The organism is Herbaspirillum sp. WGmk3, from assembly GCF_023952535.1.
In the GTDB taxonomy this organism is placed as follows: Bacteria; Pseudomonadota; Gammaproteobacteria; order Burkholderiales; family Burkholderiaceae_D; genus Herbaspirillum; species Herbaspirillum huttiense.
The window spans coordinates 568,831-589,348 of the sequence record NZ_JAKYWT010000003.1 but is presented as its reverse complement, the minus strand read 5'-3'; the positions used below and the strand labels follow the sequence as shown (position 1 = coordinate 589,348).

Genomic DNA, 20,518 nt, shown 5'->3' with positions numbered 1-20,518 from the left:
GGCAGGGGAAGCTTGCGCCGGGCACTTCCCCTGCAAGGTCGAACCGTGGAGATCAGTCTTCCTCGACCCAATCGACCACCGCTCCCAGCGAACGCAGGTTCTCCACGAACTTGGGATGGGCGCGCCGGATCGGCAGCGCATTGCGGATCTCGGAGCGGCCCTCGATGCTGGCGGCGACCATGAACAGCGCGATGGCCACGCGGATGATGTAGGGGCTTTCCACCGAAGCCGGCGACAGCGGCAGGCCGCCGAAGGTGATCAGGCGATGCGGATCGCCCAGGAACACGTGGGCACCGAACTTGGACAGTTCGCTGCTCCAGCCCATGGCACCGTCGTAGATCTTGTTCCAGAACATGGTGTTGCCCTCGGCCTTGACACCCAGGGCGATGAAGATGGGCAGCAGGTCCACCGGCAGATAAGGCCAGGGCGCGGCTTCCACCTTGGTGAGGATGTTGCTGGTGAAGGGTTTGACCACCTTCAGCGGCCCGTTCTGGCGCGTGTGCGACCAGCCGTTCTCATGCACCACTTCGACGCCGAATTTGGCGAAGGTGCGGTCGATCAGCGGGAACTGTTCCGGTGCGCTGTTGCGCACGCGGACCTGGCCACCGGTGATGGCGCCCATGGCGAGGAAGGTGGCGATCTCGTGGAAATCCTCGTCGAAGCGGAATTCACCGCCGCCCAGCTGCTGGCCGCCGCGCACCGTCACGCGCGAGGTGCCGAGGCCGTCGATCTGCACGCCCATCATCACCATGAAGCGGCAGAATTCCTGCACGTGCGGTTCCGAGGCGGCATTGGTGAGCACCGATTCGCCCTCGGCGGCAGCGGCGCACAGCACGAAGTTTTCCGTCGTCGTGACCGAGGCATAGTCCAGCCAGTGATGATTGGCCTGCATGCGGCCGCCGGTGCGGATGATCAGCGAATCCGGGCTGCTCTCCACCCGCGCTCCGAAGCGCTGGAAGACTTCGACGTGCGGATCGATCTCGCGCACGCCGAGCGTGCAGCCCTTGACGTCGTTCTCCAGCCGCGCCACGCCGAAGCGCGCCAGCAGCGGCGGTACCAGCATGATGGAGGAACGCATCTCCTCCGGCAGGTGGTGCACTTTGGGATCGAAGTGCGTAGCGCGGTGATGCAGTTCCAGCACGCCGCTGGCATAGTCCACCTTCACCTCGCTGCCCAGCACGCGGAAGATCTCCAGGATCTTCTTGACGTCGGTGATCTCGGGGATGCCGATCAGCCGCAGCGGCTGGTCGGTCAGCAGGGTGGCGCAGAGGATGGGGAGGACGGCATTCTTGTTGGCGGAGGGGGTGATGTTGCCGCGCAGCGGGCGGCCACCGTGTACGATGAGATTGGACATGAAGAAAATCGTTGATTCAGTCAGACGGAGTGCGCCGGAAGCAGCCTGCCCCGGCCGGGAATGGACAGATTATGCGCCGCCCGGTTGCAGCCAGGGAAGCAAATTATGTCTCGCGGCGGCGGCCTCCTCGGGACTTGTCGTCTTGTCATCTTGTTCACTTATGGCTGTACGGCAGTGAAGGTTGCTGCATTGAAAGCCAAGTTTCCGTATCATGGCCGGTCTTGGATGATCGCACCGACAAGGTTTTCGACGATGTTTCGCATGCAGCAGTCCCGTTCCGGTAATGATTTACGCTTTTCTCTGCTGATTCTGCCTGGCCTGCGCCGGGCCGGCATGGTGGTCCGTCTCCTGATGTGCAGCGTCTTGCTGCTGGCGCTCACCGCAATCTCGGGCAAGGTCAGCGAGGCCCAGGCCGCGGGCTCCACGGCCGGCAAGCACCGGGCCGCCAGCAGCGGTGCCAAGGGCCGCAATCGCAGCGTACGCAAGAAGGCCGCTCTGCCTGCCAAGGCGCGCACCCCGGCGCGTGGCCGCCGTCGTGGCCGTGCGGCTGCGGCCGCTGCGGCAGCCGGAGCGACCGCGGGCGCCGCCGCCGTGGCGAGTCCGGCCACCCCGGCAACGGCCATCACCACCAACACCAAGCCCGAGCTGCTGCCGCGCTGCGGTTTCACCGAAGCCTCGCGCCGCCACATCTTCTCGCGCGGGGTGTACGTGCTCGATGAAGAAACCAATACGCCGCTCTTCGAGCGCAACGCCGATACGGTCGCCCCCATCGCCTCGGTGACCAAGCTGATGACGGCCATCGTCTGGCTGGATCAGAAGTCGCTGCCCATGGCCAATCGCCTGGAAGTGACCGAGGATGACCTGGACAACCTCAAATTTACGCATTCGCGCCTGAACGTCGGGGCCAGCCTGTCGCGTGCCGACATGCTGCACATCGCCCTGATGTCTTCCGAGAACCGCGCTGCCGCCGCCATGAGCCGCGACTATCCGGGCGGCCGTCCGGCCTTCATCGCCGCCATGAATGCACGCGCCCAGGCACTGGGCATGCCGCATACCCATTTCGAGAACGGTACCGGCCTGTCGCCCGAGAATGTTTCGACCCCGCGCGAGCTGGCCGAACTGGTCAAGGCGGCCAACCGCTACCAGCTCATCCGCAATGATTCGCTGGACAAGCAGAAGATCATCAACATCGGCCGTGGCCAGCTGCAGTACATCAATTCCAATCGCCTGATCCGCTACGGCCAGGTCAATGCCACCGTGCAGAAGACCGGCTTCATCAACGAGTCCGGCCACAACATGGTGCTGCGCCTGCTCGTGCATGACCGCCGGCCGGTGATCGTCACCATGCTGGGCAGCGGCACTGCCGATGGCTCGCGCCTGGATGGTGTGCGCATCGCCAAGTGGCTCAACTGTTCGCTGAACTGAACTGCCAACCGGCCGGCGTCATCTCGGCCGGCGCCTGGAACAGCCGCACCCGGTTGCGGCCTTCGCGCTTGGCCTGGTAGAGCGCCTCGTCGGCGGCCTTGACCACTTCCTCGATGCTGCGATGAATGCCGCGCTCCAGGCATGCCACGCCGATACTGATGGTGAGCCGGCCGAAGGGGCTGCGCTCATGCGGGATCTTTTGCCCCTGCAGCGCCGCAATGATCAGCTTGGCCACATGCACTGCACCCTCGGCATCGGCTTCATCGAGCAGCACCACGAACTCTTCCCCGCCATATCGTCCGGCCCGGTCGCAATGCCGGGAGACCGCCGCCTTGATGCAGCGGGACACGGCCACCAGCGCATAGTCGCCCGCCTTGTGGCCGTAGGTATCGTTGTAGAGCTTGAAGAAGTCCACATCCGCAAACAGCACCGCAAAGCGCGCCGATTCATTGCGCTGGCACTTGTGCCAGGCTTCCTGCAAGGCGTCGTCGAGGGCGCGGCGATTGAGCAGGCTGGTCAGCTTGTCGGTGCGGGCCTGCTCCTCCAGTTGCTGGTCCAGCTTGCTGCGGCGGAACAATTCCTCGCGCACGCGGCTGATGAGGTAGAAGGCCGCCGCGCTGAAGAGCGCCATCAGGAAGACCACGGCATAGAACATGCGCATCCATTCACGGAACAGCGCCGCCTTGGTGTGGCCGATGAAGACCACCCAGCGCGTCTGTGGCACGCGCACGTAGGTGTAGAGCCGCTGCACCCCATCCTGCTGCGAGCGCGTGAAATAGCTGCCTTCAGCGGGGGCGCTGGTCGCCAGCAGCTTTTGCAGCTGCGGGGCATTTTCCACCCGGGAGCCGATGAAGGCCTCGTCATAAGGCAGGCGCATGTAGGCCACGCCCTCCACCGAGTAGAGCGACATGACCGCATTCTTTTCCAATGACATGGCCTCGAACAGCTGCCGGAAATAATCCAGGTAGAGCACCATGAAGACCACCCCGCCAAAACTGCCGTCGACATGGACCAGCCGCTTGGACAGCACGATCACCTGGGCGCGCCGTTCCAGCCGTACCGCTTGCGGGGACGAAATGAAGAGGGTGGCGCGCGCGTCCCGTCGTGGCCCGTCGAAGAAATCGCGGCCGGCAAAATTGCCCGGCATGATCTCGTCCAGCACGGGGGAACCGACCACGCGTTCACCATCGGCGTCGATGATGCCCTGGGCGGCGATGTAGCCGGCCTCGATCTTTTCGCCCAGCAGAAATTCCAGTTGTTGCTGGGCCGGCATGCGATGCAGTTGCGTATGGCGATAGCGCCACGCCAGGCTGTCCAGCGCCAGCGAGAGCAGCTCCATGTTGCGCGAGATCGAACGCTGTGCGATACGCGCCACGTTGAGGGTGTGATTGACCGAAATGTGTTCTACCTGCTTGTAGCTCTGGTAGAGCACCACACTGGTGATGACCCCTGCCATCAGTGTCAGCGAGCCGACCAGCAGGGTCATGTTGCGTTTGAGGCGTTTGATTTTTTGTCTCCCCGTACCTTGTCATGACAAAGCGTTCCCTGGCGCAATATCGCACCGTGAAAACCGCTTGGCAATGAAAAGGCAGCCGGGGAAAACCTTATGGCATCAGGCCATAAATCCGGGCCGAGGATTCGCCCCACAGGGCGTCCTGGTCCGCTGGAGAAAGACGGCGCGCGGCCCATTCCCGCACCACCGCCACCACCCTTGCATAGGAGGCGGCCAGCAGGCAGACGGGCCAGTCGGAGCCGAACATGAGGCGCTGCGGGCCGAACAGTTCCAGCGCCGTATCGAGACACTGCACGATGTGATCGAAGTCGCGCGTGCAGAGTCCGCGCAGCCAGTCGGCTTCGGTCAAGAGGCCCGAGATCTTGCAGGCCACGTGCGGCATGGCGGCCAGTTCGCGCAACTGCTGGCGCCAGCGCTCATAGGCGGCGCGGCCCTTGCGGAATTCCTTCAGGGCCGGCTTGCCGAGGTGATTCAGGACCACCCAGTGCTGGTCATGCAAGGCGCAGAGCTGGCGCAACTGCGGCAGGTGGCGTTCATGGGTGAGCACCTCCAGCACATAGTCGCGCTCCTGCAGCCAGCGCACGCCTTGATTGAACTGCGGTTGGGCCAGCGCTTGCGCGGCGTCATCCTCGTCCTGCATCGGATGGCGCAGCCCCAGCATCTTGGGCCGGCCCCATTGCTCCATGCGCTCGGCCAGTTGCGGCGAAGCGATGTCATCCCAGGCGATCACGCCGGCGATGCGCGCATCGCGCCGCGCCATCTCCAGCAGGAAGCCGGTTTCCTCGTGGCCCGGACGGGCTTGCACCGTGATCGACGCATGCAGGCCCTGGGCGTCCAGCAGGGGCTGGAACTGATAGGGCAGGCGGTCTTGCGCCAGCAGGTCCATGCCGGTACCGATCCAGGGATAATCCTCGGAACGGTAGCGCCAGAAGTGCTGGTGCGCGTCGATGCGCATCGGCCCCTTGATCCTTCTCACCGGGGCCGGTGGCATGCGCAATTCACGATGCAGGGTCAGCATGTCAGTGATTGTGCCGTGGCAGGGTCTGCGCCACGCCCTGATACTTCAGGGCCAGCTCCATGCAGGCACCGGTCTCCAGTTGGCCGACCGTGCTGCGATAGATTTCCTGCCAGGGTGTCTGGCTGGGCGGCACCGGCGGAATGCCTTCGCTCTTGCGGCGCGCCAGCTCTTCCTCGCTGATGAGCATGTTGCACTCGCCGGTGTTGAGATCGATGCGCACACGGTCGCCATCGCGCAGATAGGCCAGGCCGCCACCAACCGCGCTCTCGGGCGAGGCGTTGAGGATGGAGGGACTGTCGGAAGTGCCGGACTGGCGGCCGTCGCCCAGCGTGGGCAGGGTCGAGACGCCGCGCTTGATGAGCGCATCGGGCGGCTGCATGTTGACCACTTCGGCTGAACCGGGCCAGCCGACCGGACCGGCGCCGCGAATGGCCAGCAGGGTGTTTTCGTCGATCTGCAGTGCGGGGTCGTTGATGCGGGCGTGGTAGTCGTCCGAGCCGTCGAAGACCACGGCGCGGCATTCGAAGATGTTTTCCTGGCCGGGCGTGCTCAGATAACGCTCGCGGAAGGTCTCCGAAATGACGCTGGTCTTCATGATGGCGAAGTCGAACAGGTTGCCCTTCAATACCAGGAAACCGGCGCGTTCGCGCAGCGGGGCGGAAAATGCGTAAATCATTTCCCGGTCGTTCGATGCACGGCCCTGCAGATTCTCGGCCATGGTCTTGCCGGTGGCGGTGATGCGCTCGGCGCGCAGCTTGCCGGCCTGCTGCAGTTCCCACATGATGGCCGGCACGCCGCCGGCGCGGTGGAATCGTTCACCCAGGTACTTGCCGGCGGGCTGCATGTTCAGCAGCAGCGGCACGTCGTAACCATACTTCATCCAGTCTTCCGAATGCAGCTCCACGCCCGCATGGCGCGCCATGGCCATGATGTGCGGCTGGGCATTGGTGGAGCCGCCGATGGCGGCATTGACCACGATGGCATCGAGGAAGGCCTCGCGCGTCAGGATCGCTGAGGGACGCAGGTCTTCATAGGCCATGCCGACGATGCGGCGGCCGGTTTCATAGGCCATCTGGCCGCGTTCGCGATAGGGGGCGGGGATGGCCGAACAGCCGGTGAGCGACATGCCCAGCGCCTCGGCCATGGCGTTCATGGTGGAGGCGGTACCCATGGTGTTGCAGTGGCCGGAGGAGGGGGCCGATGCGGCGGCGATCTCCAGGAATTTCTCGTTGTCGATGGCGCCTGCCGAGAGCAGCTTGCGGCCCTTCCAGATGGCCGATCCGGAGCCCACCAGTTCGCCATCCATCCAGCCGTCCAGCATGGGGCCGCCGGAGAGCACGATGGCCGGGATATCGACGGTGGCCGCCGCCATGATCTGCGAGGGCGTGGTCTTGTCGCAGCCGGTGGTGAGCACCACGGCATCGATGGGGTAGCCATGCAGGATTTCCACCAGGCCCAGGTAGGCCAGGTTGCGGTCGATGGCGGCGGTGGGACGGCGGCAGTTCTCGAAGATCGGATGCAGCGGGAATTCCATGGGAATGCCGCCCGCATCGCGGATGCCATCGCGCACCCGCTTGGCCAGCTCCAGGTGGATGCGGTTGCAGGGGCTGATGTCGCTGCCGCTCTGGGCGATGCCGATGATGGGGCGGCCCGAGCGCAGTTCTTCGGCGGTGATGCCGTAGTTCATGAAGCGCTCCAGGTAGAGCGCAGTCATGTCGATGTGATCGGGATTGTCGAACCAATCCTGGGAGCGGAAGCGACGGGGTGTGGCGTGTGGCTTGTTCATGGATTCCTCTGGGCCGAAAGGCGTGTGGATAAGTTACGCGCCCAGCCAGCCGGCATCGACGTAGTACTCGCGGCCGGTACACTTGGCACCGCTGTCGGAGGACAGGAACAGCGCGAGCGCCGCGACATCATGCGGATCGACACGGACCGGCAGGCATTGCGCAGCCAGGATTTTCGCCTCTTCTTCAGGGGTGTGCCAGAGCAGCGTCTGGCGCGGGGTGCGGATGGCACCCGGGATGATGGCATTGACGCGCACGCCATCGCGGCCGAAGTCGCGCGCCATGCCGTGGGTCATGCCTTCGATGCCGGCCTTGGCGGTCATGTACAGCGTCAGGTCGGGCAGGCCCAAGTGCCATGAGATCGAACCGAAGTTGAGGATCACCCCGGCCTTGCGTTCCCGCATGCCCGGCAGCACCGCCTGGGCGCAGAAGAACTGGTGGCGCAGGTTCACGGCCAGGCGTTCATCCCAGTAGGCGGGGGTGACGTCTTCGCTCTTGTGGCGGTCATCATTGGCGGCGTTGTTGATGAGGATGTCGACGCCGCCCATGACGGTCTCGATCTCGGTGAAGGTGGCGCGCAGGGCTTCCAGGTTCATCAGGTTGCAGGGGAAGAAGCGCGGGGACACGGCGGCGTCCTTGAGCGAGGCCACCAGGGCCTCCGAGGGTTCGGTGGCGATATCGAGGAAGCACACCTGCGCCCCTTGCCCGACGAAGGCTTCCACCAGCGCCGCACCGATGCCGCTGCCGCCGCCGGTGATGACGACCCGCTTGCCGGCGAGGCTGCGATAGAGGGCGTGTTCGAAGACGGTGGGGGTAGCTGCGGTCATGCTTGATGCTCCAGAGGATAGGATGGGCCGCAGATGCGGCCCGGAAATGATATAAACAATTTGTTCAGTGTTGCGCTCAGCGGCCCGAACGGGTGCTCACGTCGACCCACACGGCCAGCACCAGGATGCTGCCCTTGACGATCATCTGCCAGTAGGTACCCACGTCCAGCATGGACATGCCGTTGTCGAGGCTGGCCATCACCAGTGCACCGATGAGCGCGCCATAGATGGTGCCCGAGCCGCCGCGCATGGAAGTGCCGCCGATGAAGCAGGCCGCGATCGCATCGAGTTCGCCCATGTTGCCCGCCGACGGCGAGCCTGCGGCCAGGCGGGCGGTGTTGACCAGACCGGCCAGTGCGCACATCAGGCCCATGATGCCGAATACCCACAGCTTGACGGCTTGCACATTCACGCCCGACAGGCGGGTGGCTTCCATGTTGCTGCCCACCGAATAGATGCGGCGTCCGAAAACGGTCTGCGTGCTCACGTAGCTGAACAGGCCCAGCAGCCCCAGCAACAGCAGCACCGGCACGGGGATGCCGTCATAGCTGTTGAGCGTGCGCACGAAGGCCAGCAGTACCGCACCGATCACCAGCACCTTCAAGCCATCGCGCCAGAGGGCCGCCAGCGGCAGGCCGTGACGGCTGCGGTTGACGCGGCTCATCCACGTGAGCGCCACCGCCAGCACGAACAAGGCGATGCCCAGCGCCACGCCGATCTGCGGCGGCAGGTAGCCCTGGCCGAGATAGACCATGTTGTCCGACACCGGCGCAATGGTGAGGCCGCCGGTAATGCCCAGCAGGATGCCGCGGAAGGCCAGCATGCCGCCCAGGCCGACGATGAAGGAGGGGATGCCCAGGTAGGCGGTGAGGTAGCCGTTCAAGAGGCCCAGCCCCAGGCCGAAGCCCAGCGCCAGGACCAGGTTCAGCGCCAGCGGCAGGTGATGGCTCACGTCCAGCAGCGCGGCGATGCCGCCCAGCAGGCCCAGCAGCGACCCCACCGAGAGATCGATTTCGCCGGCGATGATGACCAGCACCATGCCGCAGGCGAGGATGCCGGTTACCGACATCTGGCGCAGCAGGTTCGACAGGTTGCGGGGCGTGAGGAAGCCGCCATCGGTCATGAAGCTGAAGAAGCCCCAGATGATGGCGATGGCGATCAACAGCGCGATGATCTTGTAGCGGCGAAACACCAGCTTCAGGTTGGCCATGCCGCCTGCTCCACCCATGGCACCGCCGGCGGCGCTGCTCAGATTGCTTGTAGTCATACCGAATTCACCTTGTGATGTTGTGTCAGACCGCCACCGCGCGTGGCGACGCTTGCGGGACGGGCTGGTTGATGGCAGCGGCCAGCACGGTCTCCTGGCTGAGGTTGTCGTTGACGAAGTCGCCGCGCAGTTTGCCTTCGCCGATGACCAGCACGCGATCCGACACGCCCAGCACTTCGGCCAGTTCCGAGGACACCATGATGATGGCCAGGCCCAGCTTGGCCAGCTCCGAAATGAGCCGGTAGATCTCGGCCTTGGCACCGACATCCACGCCGCGCGTGGGTTCGTCCAAAATTAATACTTTGGGCTGGGCCAGCAGCATCTTGGAGAGCACCGCCTTCTGCTGGTTGCCACCCGAGAGTCCGGTGATGGGCAGGAAGGGCGAGGCGGTCTTGACGCGCAGGCGGCTGATCTCGCCCTGGATGGTCTTCAGTTCGGCGCTGCTGTCGATGCGGGTGCCGCGCGAGAAGCGGTTGAGCACGGTCAGCGTGATGTTCTGGCCGACGTCGAGATCGGGCACGATGCCATGGTGCTTGCGGTCTTCCGGCACCATGCACAGGCCCTGGCGGATGGACTTCAGGGGCGAGCCGGTATCGGCCAGCTTGCCTTCGAGCAGCACCTGCCCCTCGTAACGTCCCCGATAGGCGCCGAAGATGGCCGAGACCAGTTCGGTGCGTCCTGCACCTACCAGTCCGGCAATGCCCAGGATCTCGCCCCGGCGCACCGAAAAGGAGACGTCATCGACACGCTTGCGGCGCGGATTGTCGATGTCGTAGCAGGTGATGTTGCGGGCTTCCAGCACCACTTCGCCGATGGCGTGATTGCGCTCCGGGTACATGGCGGTGATTTCACGGCCGACCATCTGGGTGATGATCTTGTCCACATCCATGTCCTGCATGGGCGTGGTGGCGATGTGCTTGCCATCGCGGATCACCGAGATGGTGTCGCAGATCTCGGCCACTTCGTCGAGCTTGTGCGAGATGTAGACGCAGGCCACGCCGCGCGCTTTCAAGTCCTTGATAATCTTCAGCAGCACCGCGATTTCGGAGGCAGTCAGCGAGGACGAGGGTTCGTCCAGGATCAGCAGGCGCGCATCCTTGTTGAGCGCCTTGGCGATTTCCACCAGCTGCTGGTGGCCGCCGCCATATTGCGAGACCGGCAGGGCCACGTTGATGTCGGGCATGTTCAGCTCGCGCATCAGTTCTTCGGCGCGGCGATACATGGCGGGGTAGTTCATGCGGCCACCCGGCAGGGTGATCTCGTGGCCCATGAAGATGTTCTCGGCCACCGACAGCTCGGGCACCAGCATCAGTTCCTGGTGGATGATGACGATGCCGGCGGCTTCGGTGTCACGCACCGAATGGGCCTGCAGCGGCTTGCCGTCCCACAGGATTTCGCCATCCCAGGTGCCATGGGGATAGACGCCGGAGAGGATCTTCATCAGGGTGGATTTGCCCGCGCCGTTTTCACCGCACAGGCCCACGCATTCGCCGGGGCGGATCTTGATGTCGATGCCGTCCAGGGCACGCACACCGCCAAAGCTCTTGACGATGCCTTTCATTTCTAACAGATACTCGGACATGCCTGTTCTTTCCAAGAAGCCTCTGGAGCCTGCGCCCGGCGGCCATGCCGGGGGCGCAGAGAGCGACGCCGGCTACCGTTGCGGGAGCCGGCGTTCGTCACTCAGGAATCAACGGCCGTCGATCTGGGCCTGGGTGTAGAAGCCGTCATCGACCAGGACCTTGACGTTTTCCTTGGTCAGCAGGATGGGCTTCAGCAGCAGGCTGTCGACCTTCTTGAAGCCGTTGTCATACTGGGCGTTGTAGGTCGGCTTCTCGTTGCGGGCCAGTTGCACGGACAGGTTGGCTGCCTCGGTGGCGATCTGCTTCAGGGGCTTGTAGACGGTCATGGTCTGGGTACCGGCCACCACGCGCTTGACCGCAGCCAGGTCGGCATCCTGGCCCGAGACCGGCACCTTGCCGGCCAGCTTCTGCGCTGCCAGGGCCTGGATCGCGCCACCGGCGGTGCCGTCGTTGGAGGCCACGATGGCATCGATCTTGTTGTTGTTGGCCGTCAGCGCATTCTCGACGATGGACAGGGCTTCGGTCGGATTCCATTCCTTGACCCATTGCTGGCCGACGATCTTGATGTCGCCCTTGTCGATGTAGGGTTTCAGGGCCTTCATCTGGCCTTCGCGGAACATCTTGGCGTTGTTGTCGGTGGGCGAGCCGCCCAGCAGGAAGAAGTTGCCCTTGTTCTTGACCTTCAGGATGCCCTCGGCCTGCATTTCACCGACCTTCTCGTTGTCGAAGGAGATGTAGGCGTCGACGTCGGCATTCAGGATCAGGCGGTCATAGGACAGCACCTTGATGCCGGCCTTCTTGGCTTCCTTGATGGTGTTGGTCAGGACCGTGGCGTTGAAGGGGACGATCACGATCACGTCCACGCCGCGCGAGATCAGGTTCTCGATCTGGGAGATCTGGCGTTGCTCGCTGGCATCGGCCGATTGCACATAGACCTTGGCGCCCAGCTTTTCAGCGGCGGCGGTGAAGAAGTCGCGGTCGCGCGCCCAGCGCTCCACACGCAGGTCATCGATGGAAAAACCGATCTTGGGATTCTTGGCGTCGGCCATGGCGCTGCCGGCCACCATGGACAGGGTGGTCACGGTCATCAGCGCCAATACGGTCTTCTTCAGCATTGCCTTCATAGTCCAGTCTCCGATTTGAATTGAATTTGAATTGATTATGATTTTTGAAGCGGCGTGACCGGGTGGAACCGGTGGCCCGTTTTGGGGCAATCGCTTCCAAGGGCGCGTGGGGCCGAGCTTGTCAGGAATGGTCTACGCCGCATGATGGTGCGAGGGGGATACTAGCGCCGGGCCAATCCCCTCTACAATTACGAAATTCACCAAACGGCTTAGTGATTCTTTTTGTTGCAGGAGCACATATCCGTCATTTCGACGATGGCTCGCTACAATTCGACGAATACAAGAACGGCGCGCCTGACGACGCCGGCAACCAGGAGACACAGCGTGGCAAAAACCCCCACGGTGCACCGGATTGCGTTGCTCTTCAATGGCAACAAGATCTTCGATCGGGAAATCATTTCCGGCATCGGCGAATACATCAGCAGCACCCGTGCCTCCTGGGACTTGTACCTGGAGGAGGATTTCCGCTGCCGCCCGCAGGGTATCGAGCGCTGGGCCGGGCACGGCATCATTGCCGACTTCGACGATCCGGTGACGACCGCCGCGCTGGAAGGCGTGCAGCTGCCGGTGGTGGCCATCGGCGGCTCCTATGCCGACCCCTCGCAATATCCGGCCAACCGGCCCTATGTGGCCACCGACAACTACAAGATGGTCAAGCTGGCCTACGATCACCTGATCGAAGCCGGCCTGCAGCATTTCGCCCTGTTCAGCCTGCCCGAGTCGCCCTGCAACCGCTGGGCGCAGGAGCGCGAGCGCATCTTCACCGACCTCACCGGTGCTGATGGCATCACCGGCCACATCTATCGCGGCGTGGGCACCAGTGCGCAATCCTGGGACGCCGCCGTGGAGCAGCAGATCGCCTGGGTGCGCAGCCTGCCCAAGCCGGTGGGCATCATCGCCGTCACCGACGCGCGGGCGCGGCAGTTGCTGCAGGCCTGCCTGTTCGCCGGCATCGCGGTGCCGGAGCAGGTGGCGCTGATCGGCATCGACAATGATCCGCTGGCCCGCGTGTTGACGCGCATCCCCTTGAGTTCGGTGATCCAGGGCAGCGTGGAGATGGGCCGCACCGCTGCGCACCTGCTGCACCAGATGCTGCACGGGGCGCGCTTTCCGGACACGCGCATCATGGTGCCGCCGGTCGGCATCAATGTGCTGGCCTCCAGCCGCCATGAGGTGCGCAACCATCCGCACGTGATGCAGGCGCTGCACTTCATCCGCCAGTACGCCTGCCAGGGCATCAAGACTGACCAGGTGGCCGATTACGTGGGCATTTCACGCTCGTCGCTGGAATGGTATTTCCGCCGCGAGCTCGGCCGCAGCGTGCATGACGAGATCCTCCGCTTCAAGCTGGAAGCCGCCAAGCGCATGCTGGAGCAGGCCGGCAGCCATGCGGCCGAGATCGCCGTCAGCTGCGGCTTCACCACCGTGCAATACCTGCACGCCGTCTTCAAACGCGAACTGGGCTGCACGCCCAGGGAGTACCAGGAACAATTCGCCGCCGGACTGGAGCGCTCGGCTGCACCGTCCGCCCCTGCCGTCCGGCCCAAGAAGAAAACCACGGGGCCCTCCCTTCTTACCACCACAAAATGACGCACTTCACCCTCTCCCACACCACTTCTGCGGACGGCATCCGTCTCTACACCTTGCGCAACCACACCGGCATGCGCGTGACCATCAGCGACCTGGGGGCCACCATGGTCAACTGGTGGGCACCTGATCGCTATGGCCGCGAGGCCGATGTCCTGCTGGGCTTTGAGCGGGTCGAGCAATACGCGCACAACCCGGCGTATTTCGGCGCCATCGTCGGGCGCTGGGGCAACCGCATCGCGGGCGGCCGTTTCGAACTCGACGGCGTGGCGCACCAGGTCGATTGCAATGAAGGCGAGAACCACCTGCACGGCGGCCGCGAAGGTTTCCATGCCCAGCGCTGGCAGGTGCAGCCCGATCCGGAAGGCCTGCGCCTGATGCTGGTCTCGCCGGCCGGGCAGGCGGGTTTTCCGGGCACGGTGATGGCGTCGGTGCTGTACCGCCTGGATGACGAGGGCCAGTTGCGCATCGATTACACCGCCACCAGCGATGCGGCCACGCCCATCAACCTGACCTCGCATGCGTATTTCAACCTCAATGGCGGCACCTCCGACATCCGCGACCACATCATCGCCATCGAGGCCGATGGCTACCTGCAGGTCGATGCCAGGCTGATTCCGGAAGGCCGCGCCGATGTGGCCGGCAGTGCGTTTGATTTCCGCCAGCCGGCCCCCATCGGTCCACGCCTGGACTGGCCGGATCCGCAACTGAAGCTGGCCGGTGGCTTCGACCATTGCTATTGCCTGCGCAGCGAACACGAACCGCAGCCGGGCCAGAGCCGTGTGGCGCAGACCCTGCGCGAAGTGGCCAGCGTCTACGAGCCGGGGTCGGGGCGTGAATTGCGCGTCTCCACCACCGAGACCGGGCTGCAGTTCTACAGCGGCAATTTCCTTTCCGGCGTACAGGGGCGGGGCGAGCAGCCGTATGCCATCCATGATGGCTTCTGCCTGGAGGCGCAGTCCTATCCGGACCAGGTCAACACGCCGCTGCGCGAAGCGGTGATCCTGCGGCCGGGGCAGGTGTATCGGCAGACCACGGTGTATCGTCTGGGGGTGCGGGACTGACCAGGAGGGAGGCGTGAATACCCCCGAAAATTTCGCCGCCCTTCCTCTGACTTGCCCCCCTCCCTAAGGTAAATTCCTTCATCTCCCGACGAGAATTCATTAGCTCGTCTAATATCCCCATTAAGCCCGGCTCAGCTAATCAGTCCCCGCGTGATGCTCCATCATGCGGGGATATTGTTTAGTGTCGCCTTGCTGCGTCCTTCACTTCCCCTCCAGAGCGCCCGTCCGCGCTGGCTTGCGTTCTCAACCCCGATGGCAGGAACCATGGAACTCCAGATCAACGACAAGACCTACCAGATCACCTCCGATGCCGAGACCCCCCTGCTGTGGGTGATCCGCGATGAACTCGGCATGACCGGCACCAAATACGGCTGCGGCCTGGCCCAGTGCGGGGCCTGTTCCGTGATGGTCGATGGCGAGGTGCTGCGCTCCTGCGTCATGCCCGTCGGCGCCATGGCCGGACGCAAGGTCACCACCATCGAGGCGGTCACCGCCGATCCGGTCGGCCAGAAAGTGGTCGATGCCTGGGTCCGGCACCAGGTGCCGCAATGCGGCTATTGCCAGTCCGGCCAGGTGATGGCTGCGACCGCCTTGCTGAAACAGGTGGCCCAGCCCAGCGACGAACAGATCGTCGGCGCCATGGTCAACCTCTGCCGTTGCGGCACCTACAACGCCATCAAGGCCGCCATGCATGAGCTCTCCGGCGGCACGGGCGCACCTGCAGCCGCTGCTGCGGCCACCACGCCCGCTGCACCGGCCGGCGCCGATGGCGTCAACAAGGCCGCCGTGGCCGCTGCCGCTGTGGTCGGCGTGGGGGCCGTCGCCGCCATCCAGTGGAGCAAGACCCAGAAGGCCAAGGCCGGCAAGGAGCAAGCATGAACCAGCCGCACGATCTTCCACTGAACGAATTGCTGCCGGATGGTGAGCCGGTCAACGTCTCGCGCCGCCGCTTCCTGCTGGCCTCGGCCGGCACCGCCGCCGGTTCGCTGGTGGTCGGCTTCACCTTGCCGGCCGGCAATGCACGCGCCCAGGCCAATGCCGCGCCGGCAGCGCCCGGCACGCGCGTGCCGGCCTTCCTGGAAATCCGACCCGACAACAGCATCCACCTGCAAAGTCCCTTCGTCGAAGGCGGGCAGGGCATCTTCACGGCCATGGCGCAGATCGTCGGCGAAGAACTCGATGCCGACCCCGCACGTTTCGTGGTCCACAACGCGCCCGCCAATGACCAGTACAAAGTGATGGACATCGGCATCCGCATCACCGGCGGCAGCATGTCGGTGCGTACCAGCTATCCGACCATGCGGCGTGTGGGCGCACTGGCGCGCCACCTGCTGCTGCAGGCGGCCGCCAATCAATGGCAGGTGCCGCTGGACAGCCTCACCACCGAGCCCGGCCGTGTGGTGCATGCGGCCAGCGGCCGCTCGATCAGTTACGGCGAACTCGCACCCAAGGCGCTGGACCTGCCCAATCCGCCGCTGGAGACCATCAAGCTCAAGGACGACAAACAATTCCGCTGGATCGGCAAGCCGTCGGCCCGGCTCGACGTGCTGGACAAATCCACGGGCCGCGCGCAATACGGCATCGACACGCAGGTCGAGAACATGCTGCAGGCCGCCGTGCAACACGCACCGCGCCTGGGCCTGGAGGTCGGCAGCATCCGCAATGAAGCCGAGGTACGCAAGATGACCGGCGTGCATTCGGTGCATCGCCTGCCGGGCGCTGTCGCCGTCGTGGCCGAGCGCTGGTGGAATGCCAAGCGTGCGGTGGAAGCGCTGCAGGTGGACTGGAGCGACCCCGGCCCGGCACCGGATCGCCGCTATGTGCCGGCCGACTTTTCCACCGAAGGGTTTGCCGAGCAGTTGGCCAAGTCCACTGCGGCCGTCGATGAAGCCGAGACCGAAGGCGATGTGACCAAGGCCCTGGCCGGTGCCAAGACCGTGGTGCAAGCCAGCTACCGCAGCCAGTACCTCAATCATGCCCAGCTGGAACCGCCTTCGGCCACGGCCCGCTTCAATGCCGATGGCACGCTGGAGATGTGGCTGCCCAACCAGGCCCCGGAAATGTTCCAGGCCGCCATCGCCAAGCAGACCGGATTGCCTGCGGAGAAGATCACCATCCATTCGCCCTTGCTGGGCGGCTTCTTCGGCCGGCACTTCCTGTACGAGACGGCCATGCCCTTCCCGCAGGCGATCCAGCTGGCCAAGGCCGTGGGCCGCCCGGTCAAGGTGATCTGGAGCCGCGAGGAAGAATTCGCCCGCGACACCATGCGTCCGATGGCGGTGGTGCAATTCCGTGCCGGTCTTGATGACAAGGGTTTCCCCATCGCCATCGAAGCCATCAGCGCCACCGAAGGGCCGACCGAATCGATTGCCAACAAGCGCAACAAGATCGACCCCACTGCGCTGGAAGGTTTGGCCGGCAAGTCCTATCAGTTTGCCCACAAGCGCATCGGCCAGCGTTTCGTGAAGAATCCGCCCATCGTCGGTTACTGGCGCTCGGTCGGCAATTCGATGAATGACTTTTTCTACGAAGCCTTCCTCGACGAGATCGCCGACAAGGGCGGCCAGGATCCGCTCGATGTGCGCCTGCGCCTGCTGCAGGGAAATGATCGCCTGACCACGCTGCTCAAGGCGGCCGTGGATCTCTCCGGTGGATGGAAGCGCGGTCCTTTCACCGCCCCCGACGGCACGCGCCGTGCGCGCGGTGTGGCCATGGCCAAAGCCTTCGGTACCGAGACCGCAGCCATTGCCGAAGTCTCCATCGAGAACGGCCAGGTGCGCGTGCATGACATCTGGGAAGCCATCGATCCGGGCCGCATCGTCAACCCGGCCATTGTCGAGGCCCAGGTCAACGGAGCCGTCACGCTGGGCTTGTCGCAGGTGCTGCTGGAAGAAGTGGTCTACAAGGAGGGCGCACGGGTGGCGCGCAATTACGATCTCTATCCCATCCTGCCGCCGCAGCGCATGGCGCGCGTGCATGTGAAGATCATCGAGAGCGGTGCCAAGATGGGCGGCATCGGCGAGCCGCCCCTGCCGGCCGTGCCGCCGGCGGTGGCCAATGCGGTTTCGCACCTGACCGGCCAGCGCATTCGCAGCATGCCGCTGTCGCATTACACCTTCAAGGCCTGATGGCAGACTGACGCATCCATGACTGATCAAAAAAACGGCAAGCTGCGCGTCTTCCTGCTGATCCTCGCCGCGCTGCTGATCGCCGCAGCCTGGGTCGCCCTGCGCACCCCGGCCTCGCCCTTCGACGGCGCCGCTGCGCCGCCGCCACCCTCCGCCGGGCTGATCCAGCGCGGCGAGTATGTAGCGCGCCAGGCCGATTGCGTGGCCTGCCACAGCACCCCCAAGAGCAAGCCCTTCGCCGGTGGCCTGGAGATGGCCACTCCGCTCGGTGCCATCTACGCCACCAACATCACGCCCGACCGCGGCAGCGGCATCGGTGACTACAGCCTGGCCGAATTCGACCGCGCGCTGCGTCACGGTGTGGCACGCGATGGGCACCGGCTCTATCCGGCCATGCCCTATCCGTCCTACGCCAAGATGTCGGATGAGGATGTGAGCGCGCTCTATGCCTACTTCATGCATGGCGTGAAACCGGTGGTGCAGGCCAACCAGGAGAGCGACATCCCCTGGCCGCTCAACATGCGCTGGCCGCTGGCGTTCTGGAACCTGGCCTTTACCAGTCCGCATCCCTATCAGCCCGATCCGAAACAGGATGCCCTCTGGAATCGCGGTGCCTACCTGGTGCAGGGCGCGGGCCACTGCGGCAGCTGCCATACGCCGCGCGGCCCGGCGATGAACGAGAAGGGGCTGGACGGCGGCCATCCGCTGTACCTGTCCGGTGCGCTGCTCGATGGCTGGTATGCCCCCAGCCTGCGTGGCGACGTCAACACCGGCATCGGCCGCTGGAGTGAAGCCGAGGTCGTGCAATTCCTCAAGACCGGCCGCAACCAGCACGCGGTGGTGTTCGGTTCCATGGCCGATGCCTTCAACAACTCCACGCAATTCCTGAGCGACTCCGACCTGCAGGCCATCGCCCGTTACCTGAAGTCGCTGCCGGGCGATCCCAAGCGCGATGGGGAACCGTGGAAATACGATAACGGCACCACCACCGCCCTGGCCGCACAACGCTTGGACAGCCCCGCTGCACGCACCTACATGGCCAAGTGCGCGGCCTGCCATGCGGTCGATGGTCGCGGGCGTGCGCCGTGGATTCCGCCGCTGGCCGGTGCCGTCTCCTCGCTGGCCAAGGAGGATGCCTCGGCCATCAACGTGACCTTGAATGGCTCGGTGCGCGTGGTGGCTGATGGCGTACCGGATTCGTATCGCATGCCGCCCTTCCGCAGCCAGTTGAGCGATGCCGAGATTGCCGACGTGCTCAGCTTCATTCGCAGCAGCTGGGGCAATCATGGCGGTGCGGTCAAGGTGGACGACGTCAAGACTCTGCGCGACCGTACCAATCCGGCCAGCAGCAATCCCATCGTCTTGCAGATGCGCTGAATCGTTTTTTCATGAAGTCCCGTTCGGACCGCTGACCTTTGCAGGCAGTGGTCCTTTTTTCATGACGGGAGGAAAGAGGAAAAGCTGGCGCGGAGGATGAAAACTTAAAACGCGGTACCGGCCGTCTTCATGGCCGCGACCGAATGCACCGGCGTCAAGGCCACGCCATTCTTGACGGCCAGCACCTCGGCCATCACGCTCACCGCGATCTCGGAAGGCGTCTTGCTGCCGATATAGAGCCCGATGGGCCCGCGCAGGCGCGCCAGGCTTTCTTCGGTCTGCTCGAAGTGGGTGATCAAGCGGTCCTTGCGCGCAGCACTGTTGCGGCGCGAACCGATGGCGCCGACATAGAACGCCGGACTGGCCACCGCTTCCAGCAGTGCCAGGTCATCCAGCTTGGGATCATGGGTGAGGGCGATGACGCAGCTGCGCTGATCGGGACGGAAATCCAGCACCGCATCATCGGGCATGTCGGTGACGATGCGCACGCCCTCCACCGACCAGCTGCCCAGGTATTCCGAACGCGGATCGCAGATCGTCACCGCAAAGCCGTTGAAGAGCGCCATCGTCGCCAGATATTCGGCCAGCATGCCGGCACCGATCAACAGCATCCGGTAATCCGGCCCCATGGTATGGCGCAGCGTATTGCCATCGAACAGCAGTTCGGCCGGTGACTCGCTGACCTCGATGCGGCTGCTGCCATCATGGCAATCGACGCGGCGACAGACCAGCTGGCCACGTTCCAGCGTACTCACCAGTTCGTCCAGCATGTTCAGCGCAGGATCGAATTCGAGCAGCAGCGTCAGCGTGCCACCGCAGGGCAGGCCGAAGCGATGCGCTTCATCGGCATCGATGCCGTAGCGCACCTGTTGCGGTGATCCTGCCTGGCCCCATGTGGCGGGGCGCTGGCGCAGGTACTGGAACAGCAGGTCATCCTCGATGCAGCCGCCGGAGACCGAACCGATGAGCCGGCCATCGTCACGGATGGCCAGTTGCGAGCCGACCGGACGCGGCGACGAGCCCCAGGTCGAAACCACGGTGGCCAGCAGCGCACTGCGCCCATTGCGCCGCCATTCGCGCAGGGCGCGCAAGACCTTGAGGTCGGAAGTATCGTTCATTGCGGCATCAGTTTACGTTCGATCGGAGGTCCAGTCTGCCATGACATCGGCACAGGAACTAATTAGCCGGGCTTATAGACCAATTAAGCCCGGTCCCGCTAATCCCGGTACCAATGATGAGGCAGAATCTGCAAGCTCGCACGCAGTGTGTGCGAGCGCCGTGTTGCCGGGGCACACGGAAGCGGATGTCGCGGGAATGACGCGCTTGTCTTCGCGATGGTCCCGGAATTTCAGGCAAGAATCATCGCGAAATAGGTCTGTCTTCGCGCGCTGCAAGACGCCACAATCATCCATTTTCAAGACAGGTTGCCCACCCCTGACCTGTTCTTTCTCAACGCCAGCTTATTGG

15 protein-coding genes are annotated in these 20,518 nt (G+C 64.3%); 6 read left to right on the top strand and 9 right to left on the bottom strand.

Annotation, left to right across the window (positions count from 1 at the left end; translation table 11 throughout):
* Positions 1-52: 52 nt before the first annotated feature.
* Positions 53-1,354, bottom strand: coding sequence for a UDP-N-acetylglucosamine 1-carboxyvinyltransferase (locus MKD49_RS14655; protein ID WP_252696645.1), 1,302 nt, complete (start codon positions 1,352-1,354; stop codon positions 53-55).
* 252 nt (positions 1,355-1,606) lie between these two features.
* Here MKD49_RS14655 and MKD49_RS14650 point away from each other — a divergent pair, with 252 nt between their 5' ends.
* Positions 1,607-2,779 carry a serine hydrolase gene (locus MKD49_RS14650; protein ID WP_252696644.1) on the top strand — a complete coding sequence of 391 codons (1,173 nt, stop codon included), beginning with the start codon at positions 1,607-1,609 and terminating at the stop codon, positions 2,777-2,779.
* On the opposite strand, the gene MKD49_RS14645 is transcribed toward MKD49_RS14650, so the two are convergent.
* The 7 genes from MKD49_RS14645 to xylF all read right to left on the bottom strand — a co-directional run bounded on the left by MKD49_RS14645 (position 2,760) and on the right by xylF (position 11,895).
* Complete coding sequence (locus MKD49_RS14645) at positions 2,760-4,265, bottom strand: GGDEF domain-containing protein (protein WP_252696643.1); 1,506 nt, start codon at positions 4,263-4,265, stop codon at positions 2,760-2,762. The two genes, MKD49_RS14650 and MKD49_RS14645, sit on opposite strands and share 20 nt — an antisense overlap.
* A 118-nt stretch (positions 4,266-4,383) precedes the next feature.
* Positions 4,384-5,310 carry an amidohydrolase gene (locus MKD49_RS14640; protein ID WP_252696642.1) on the bottom strand — a complete coding sequence of 309 codons (927 nt, stop codon included), beginning with the start codon at positions 5,308-5,310 and terminating at the stop codon, positions 4,384-4,386.
* Between the two features lies 1 nt (position 5,311).
* Complete coding sequence (locus MKD49_RS14635) at positions 5,312-7,096, bottom strand: IlvD/Edd family dehydratase (RefSeq protein ID WP_252696641.1); 1,785 nt, start codon at positions 7,094-7,096, stop codon at positions 5,312-5,314.
* A 33-nt stretch (positions 7,097-7,129) separates the two neighbouring features.
* On the bottom strand, positions 7,130-7,921 hold the full coding sequence (locus MKD49_RS14630) for an SDR family NAD(P)-dependent oxidoreductase (protein ID WP_252696640.1): 792 nt from the start codon (positions 7,919-7,921) through the stop codon (positions 7,130-7,132).
* Between the two features lie 76 nt (positions 7,922-7,997).
* Positions 7,998-9,188 (bottom strand): sugar ABC transporter permease, encoded by a 1,191-nt coding sequence (locus tag MKD49_RS14625; protein WP_199725046.1) that lies wholly within the window; start codon positions 9,186-9,188, stop codon positions 7,998-8,000.
* Positions 9,189-9,213: 25 nt separating this feature from the next.
* Positions 9,214-10,770 carry a D-xylose ABC transporter ATP-binding protein gene (gene xylG, locus MKD49_RS14620; protein ID WP_252696639.1) on the bottom strand — a complete coding sequence of 519 codons (1,557 nt, stop codon included), beginning with the start codon at positions 10,768-10,770 and terminating at the stop codon, positions 9,214-9,216.
* A gap of 108 nt (positions 10,771-10,878) precedes the next feature.
* Positions 10,879-11,895: a D-xylose ABC transporter substrate-binding protein gene (gene xylF, locus MKD49_RS14615; RefSeq protein WP_034330283.1), complete on the bottom strand. Its 1,017-nt coding sequence runs from the start codon at positions 11,893-11,895 to the stop codon at positions 10,879-10,881.
* A 324-nt stretch (positions 11,896-12,219) separates the two neighbouring features.
* Between xylF and MKD49_RS14610 the strand changes: the two genes are divergently transcribed.
* The 5 genes from MKD49_RS14610 to MKD49_RS14590 all read left to right on the top strand — a co-directional run bounded on the left by MKD49_RS14610 (position 12,220) and on the right by MKD49_RS14590 (position 19,051).
* Positions 12,220-13,485 (top strand): DNA-binding transcriptional regulator, encoded by a 1,266-nt coding sequence (locus MKD49_RS14610; protein WP_209569452.1) that lies wholly within the window; start codon positions 12,220-12,222, stop codon positions 13,483-13,485.
* Positions 13,482-14,546 carry an aldose epimerase family protein gene (locus tag MKD49_RS14605; RefSeq protein ID WP_134134292.1) on the top strand — a complete coding sequence of 355 codons (1,065 nt, stop codon included), beginning with the start codon at positions 13,482-13,484 and terminating at the stop codon, positions 14,544-14,546. Before MKD49_RS14610 ends, MKD49_RS14605 begins: the two co-directional genes overlap by 4 nt.
* 264 nt (positions 14,547-14,810) lie before the next feature.
* Positions 14,811-15,425 carry a (2Fe-2S)-binding protein gene (locus tag MKD49_RS14600; RefSeq protein ID WP_134223783.1) on the top strand — a complete coding sequence of 205 codons (615 nt, stop codon included), beginning with the start codon at positions 14,811-14,813 and terminating at the stop codon, positions 15,423-15,425.
* Positions 15,422-17,674 carry a molybdopterin cofactor-binding domain-containing protein gene (locus MKD49_RS14595; protein WP_252696638.1) on the top strand — a complete coding sequence of 751 codons (2,253 nt, stop codon included), beginning with the start codon at positions 15,422-15,424 and terminating at the stop codon, positions 17,672-17,674. The genes MKD49_RS14600 and MKD49_RS14595 overlap by 4 nt, the downstream gene beginning before the upstream one ends.
* 18 nt (positions 17,675-17,692) lie before the next feature.
* Positions 17,693-19,051 carry a cytochrome c gene (locus tag MKD49_RS14590; RefSeq protein WP_252696637.1) on the top strand — a complete coding sequence of 453 codons (1,359 nt, stop codon included), beginning with the start codon at positions 17,693-17,695 and terminating at the stop codon, positions 19,049-19,051.
* 104 nt (positions 19,052-19,155) lie between these two features.
* Here the strand turns inward: MKD49_RS14590 and MKD49_RS14585 are convergent, their stop codons facing one another.
* A complete protein-coding gene (locus MKD49_RS14585) occupies positions 19,156-20,169 on the bottom strand; it encodes an XdhC family protein (RefSeq protein ID WP_252696636.1) in 1,014 nt (337 codons plus the stop codon).
* Between the last annotated feature and the right edge of the window lie 349 nt (positions 20,170-20,518).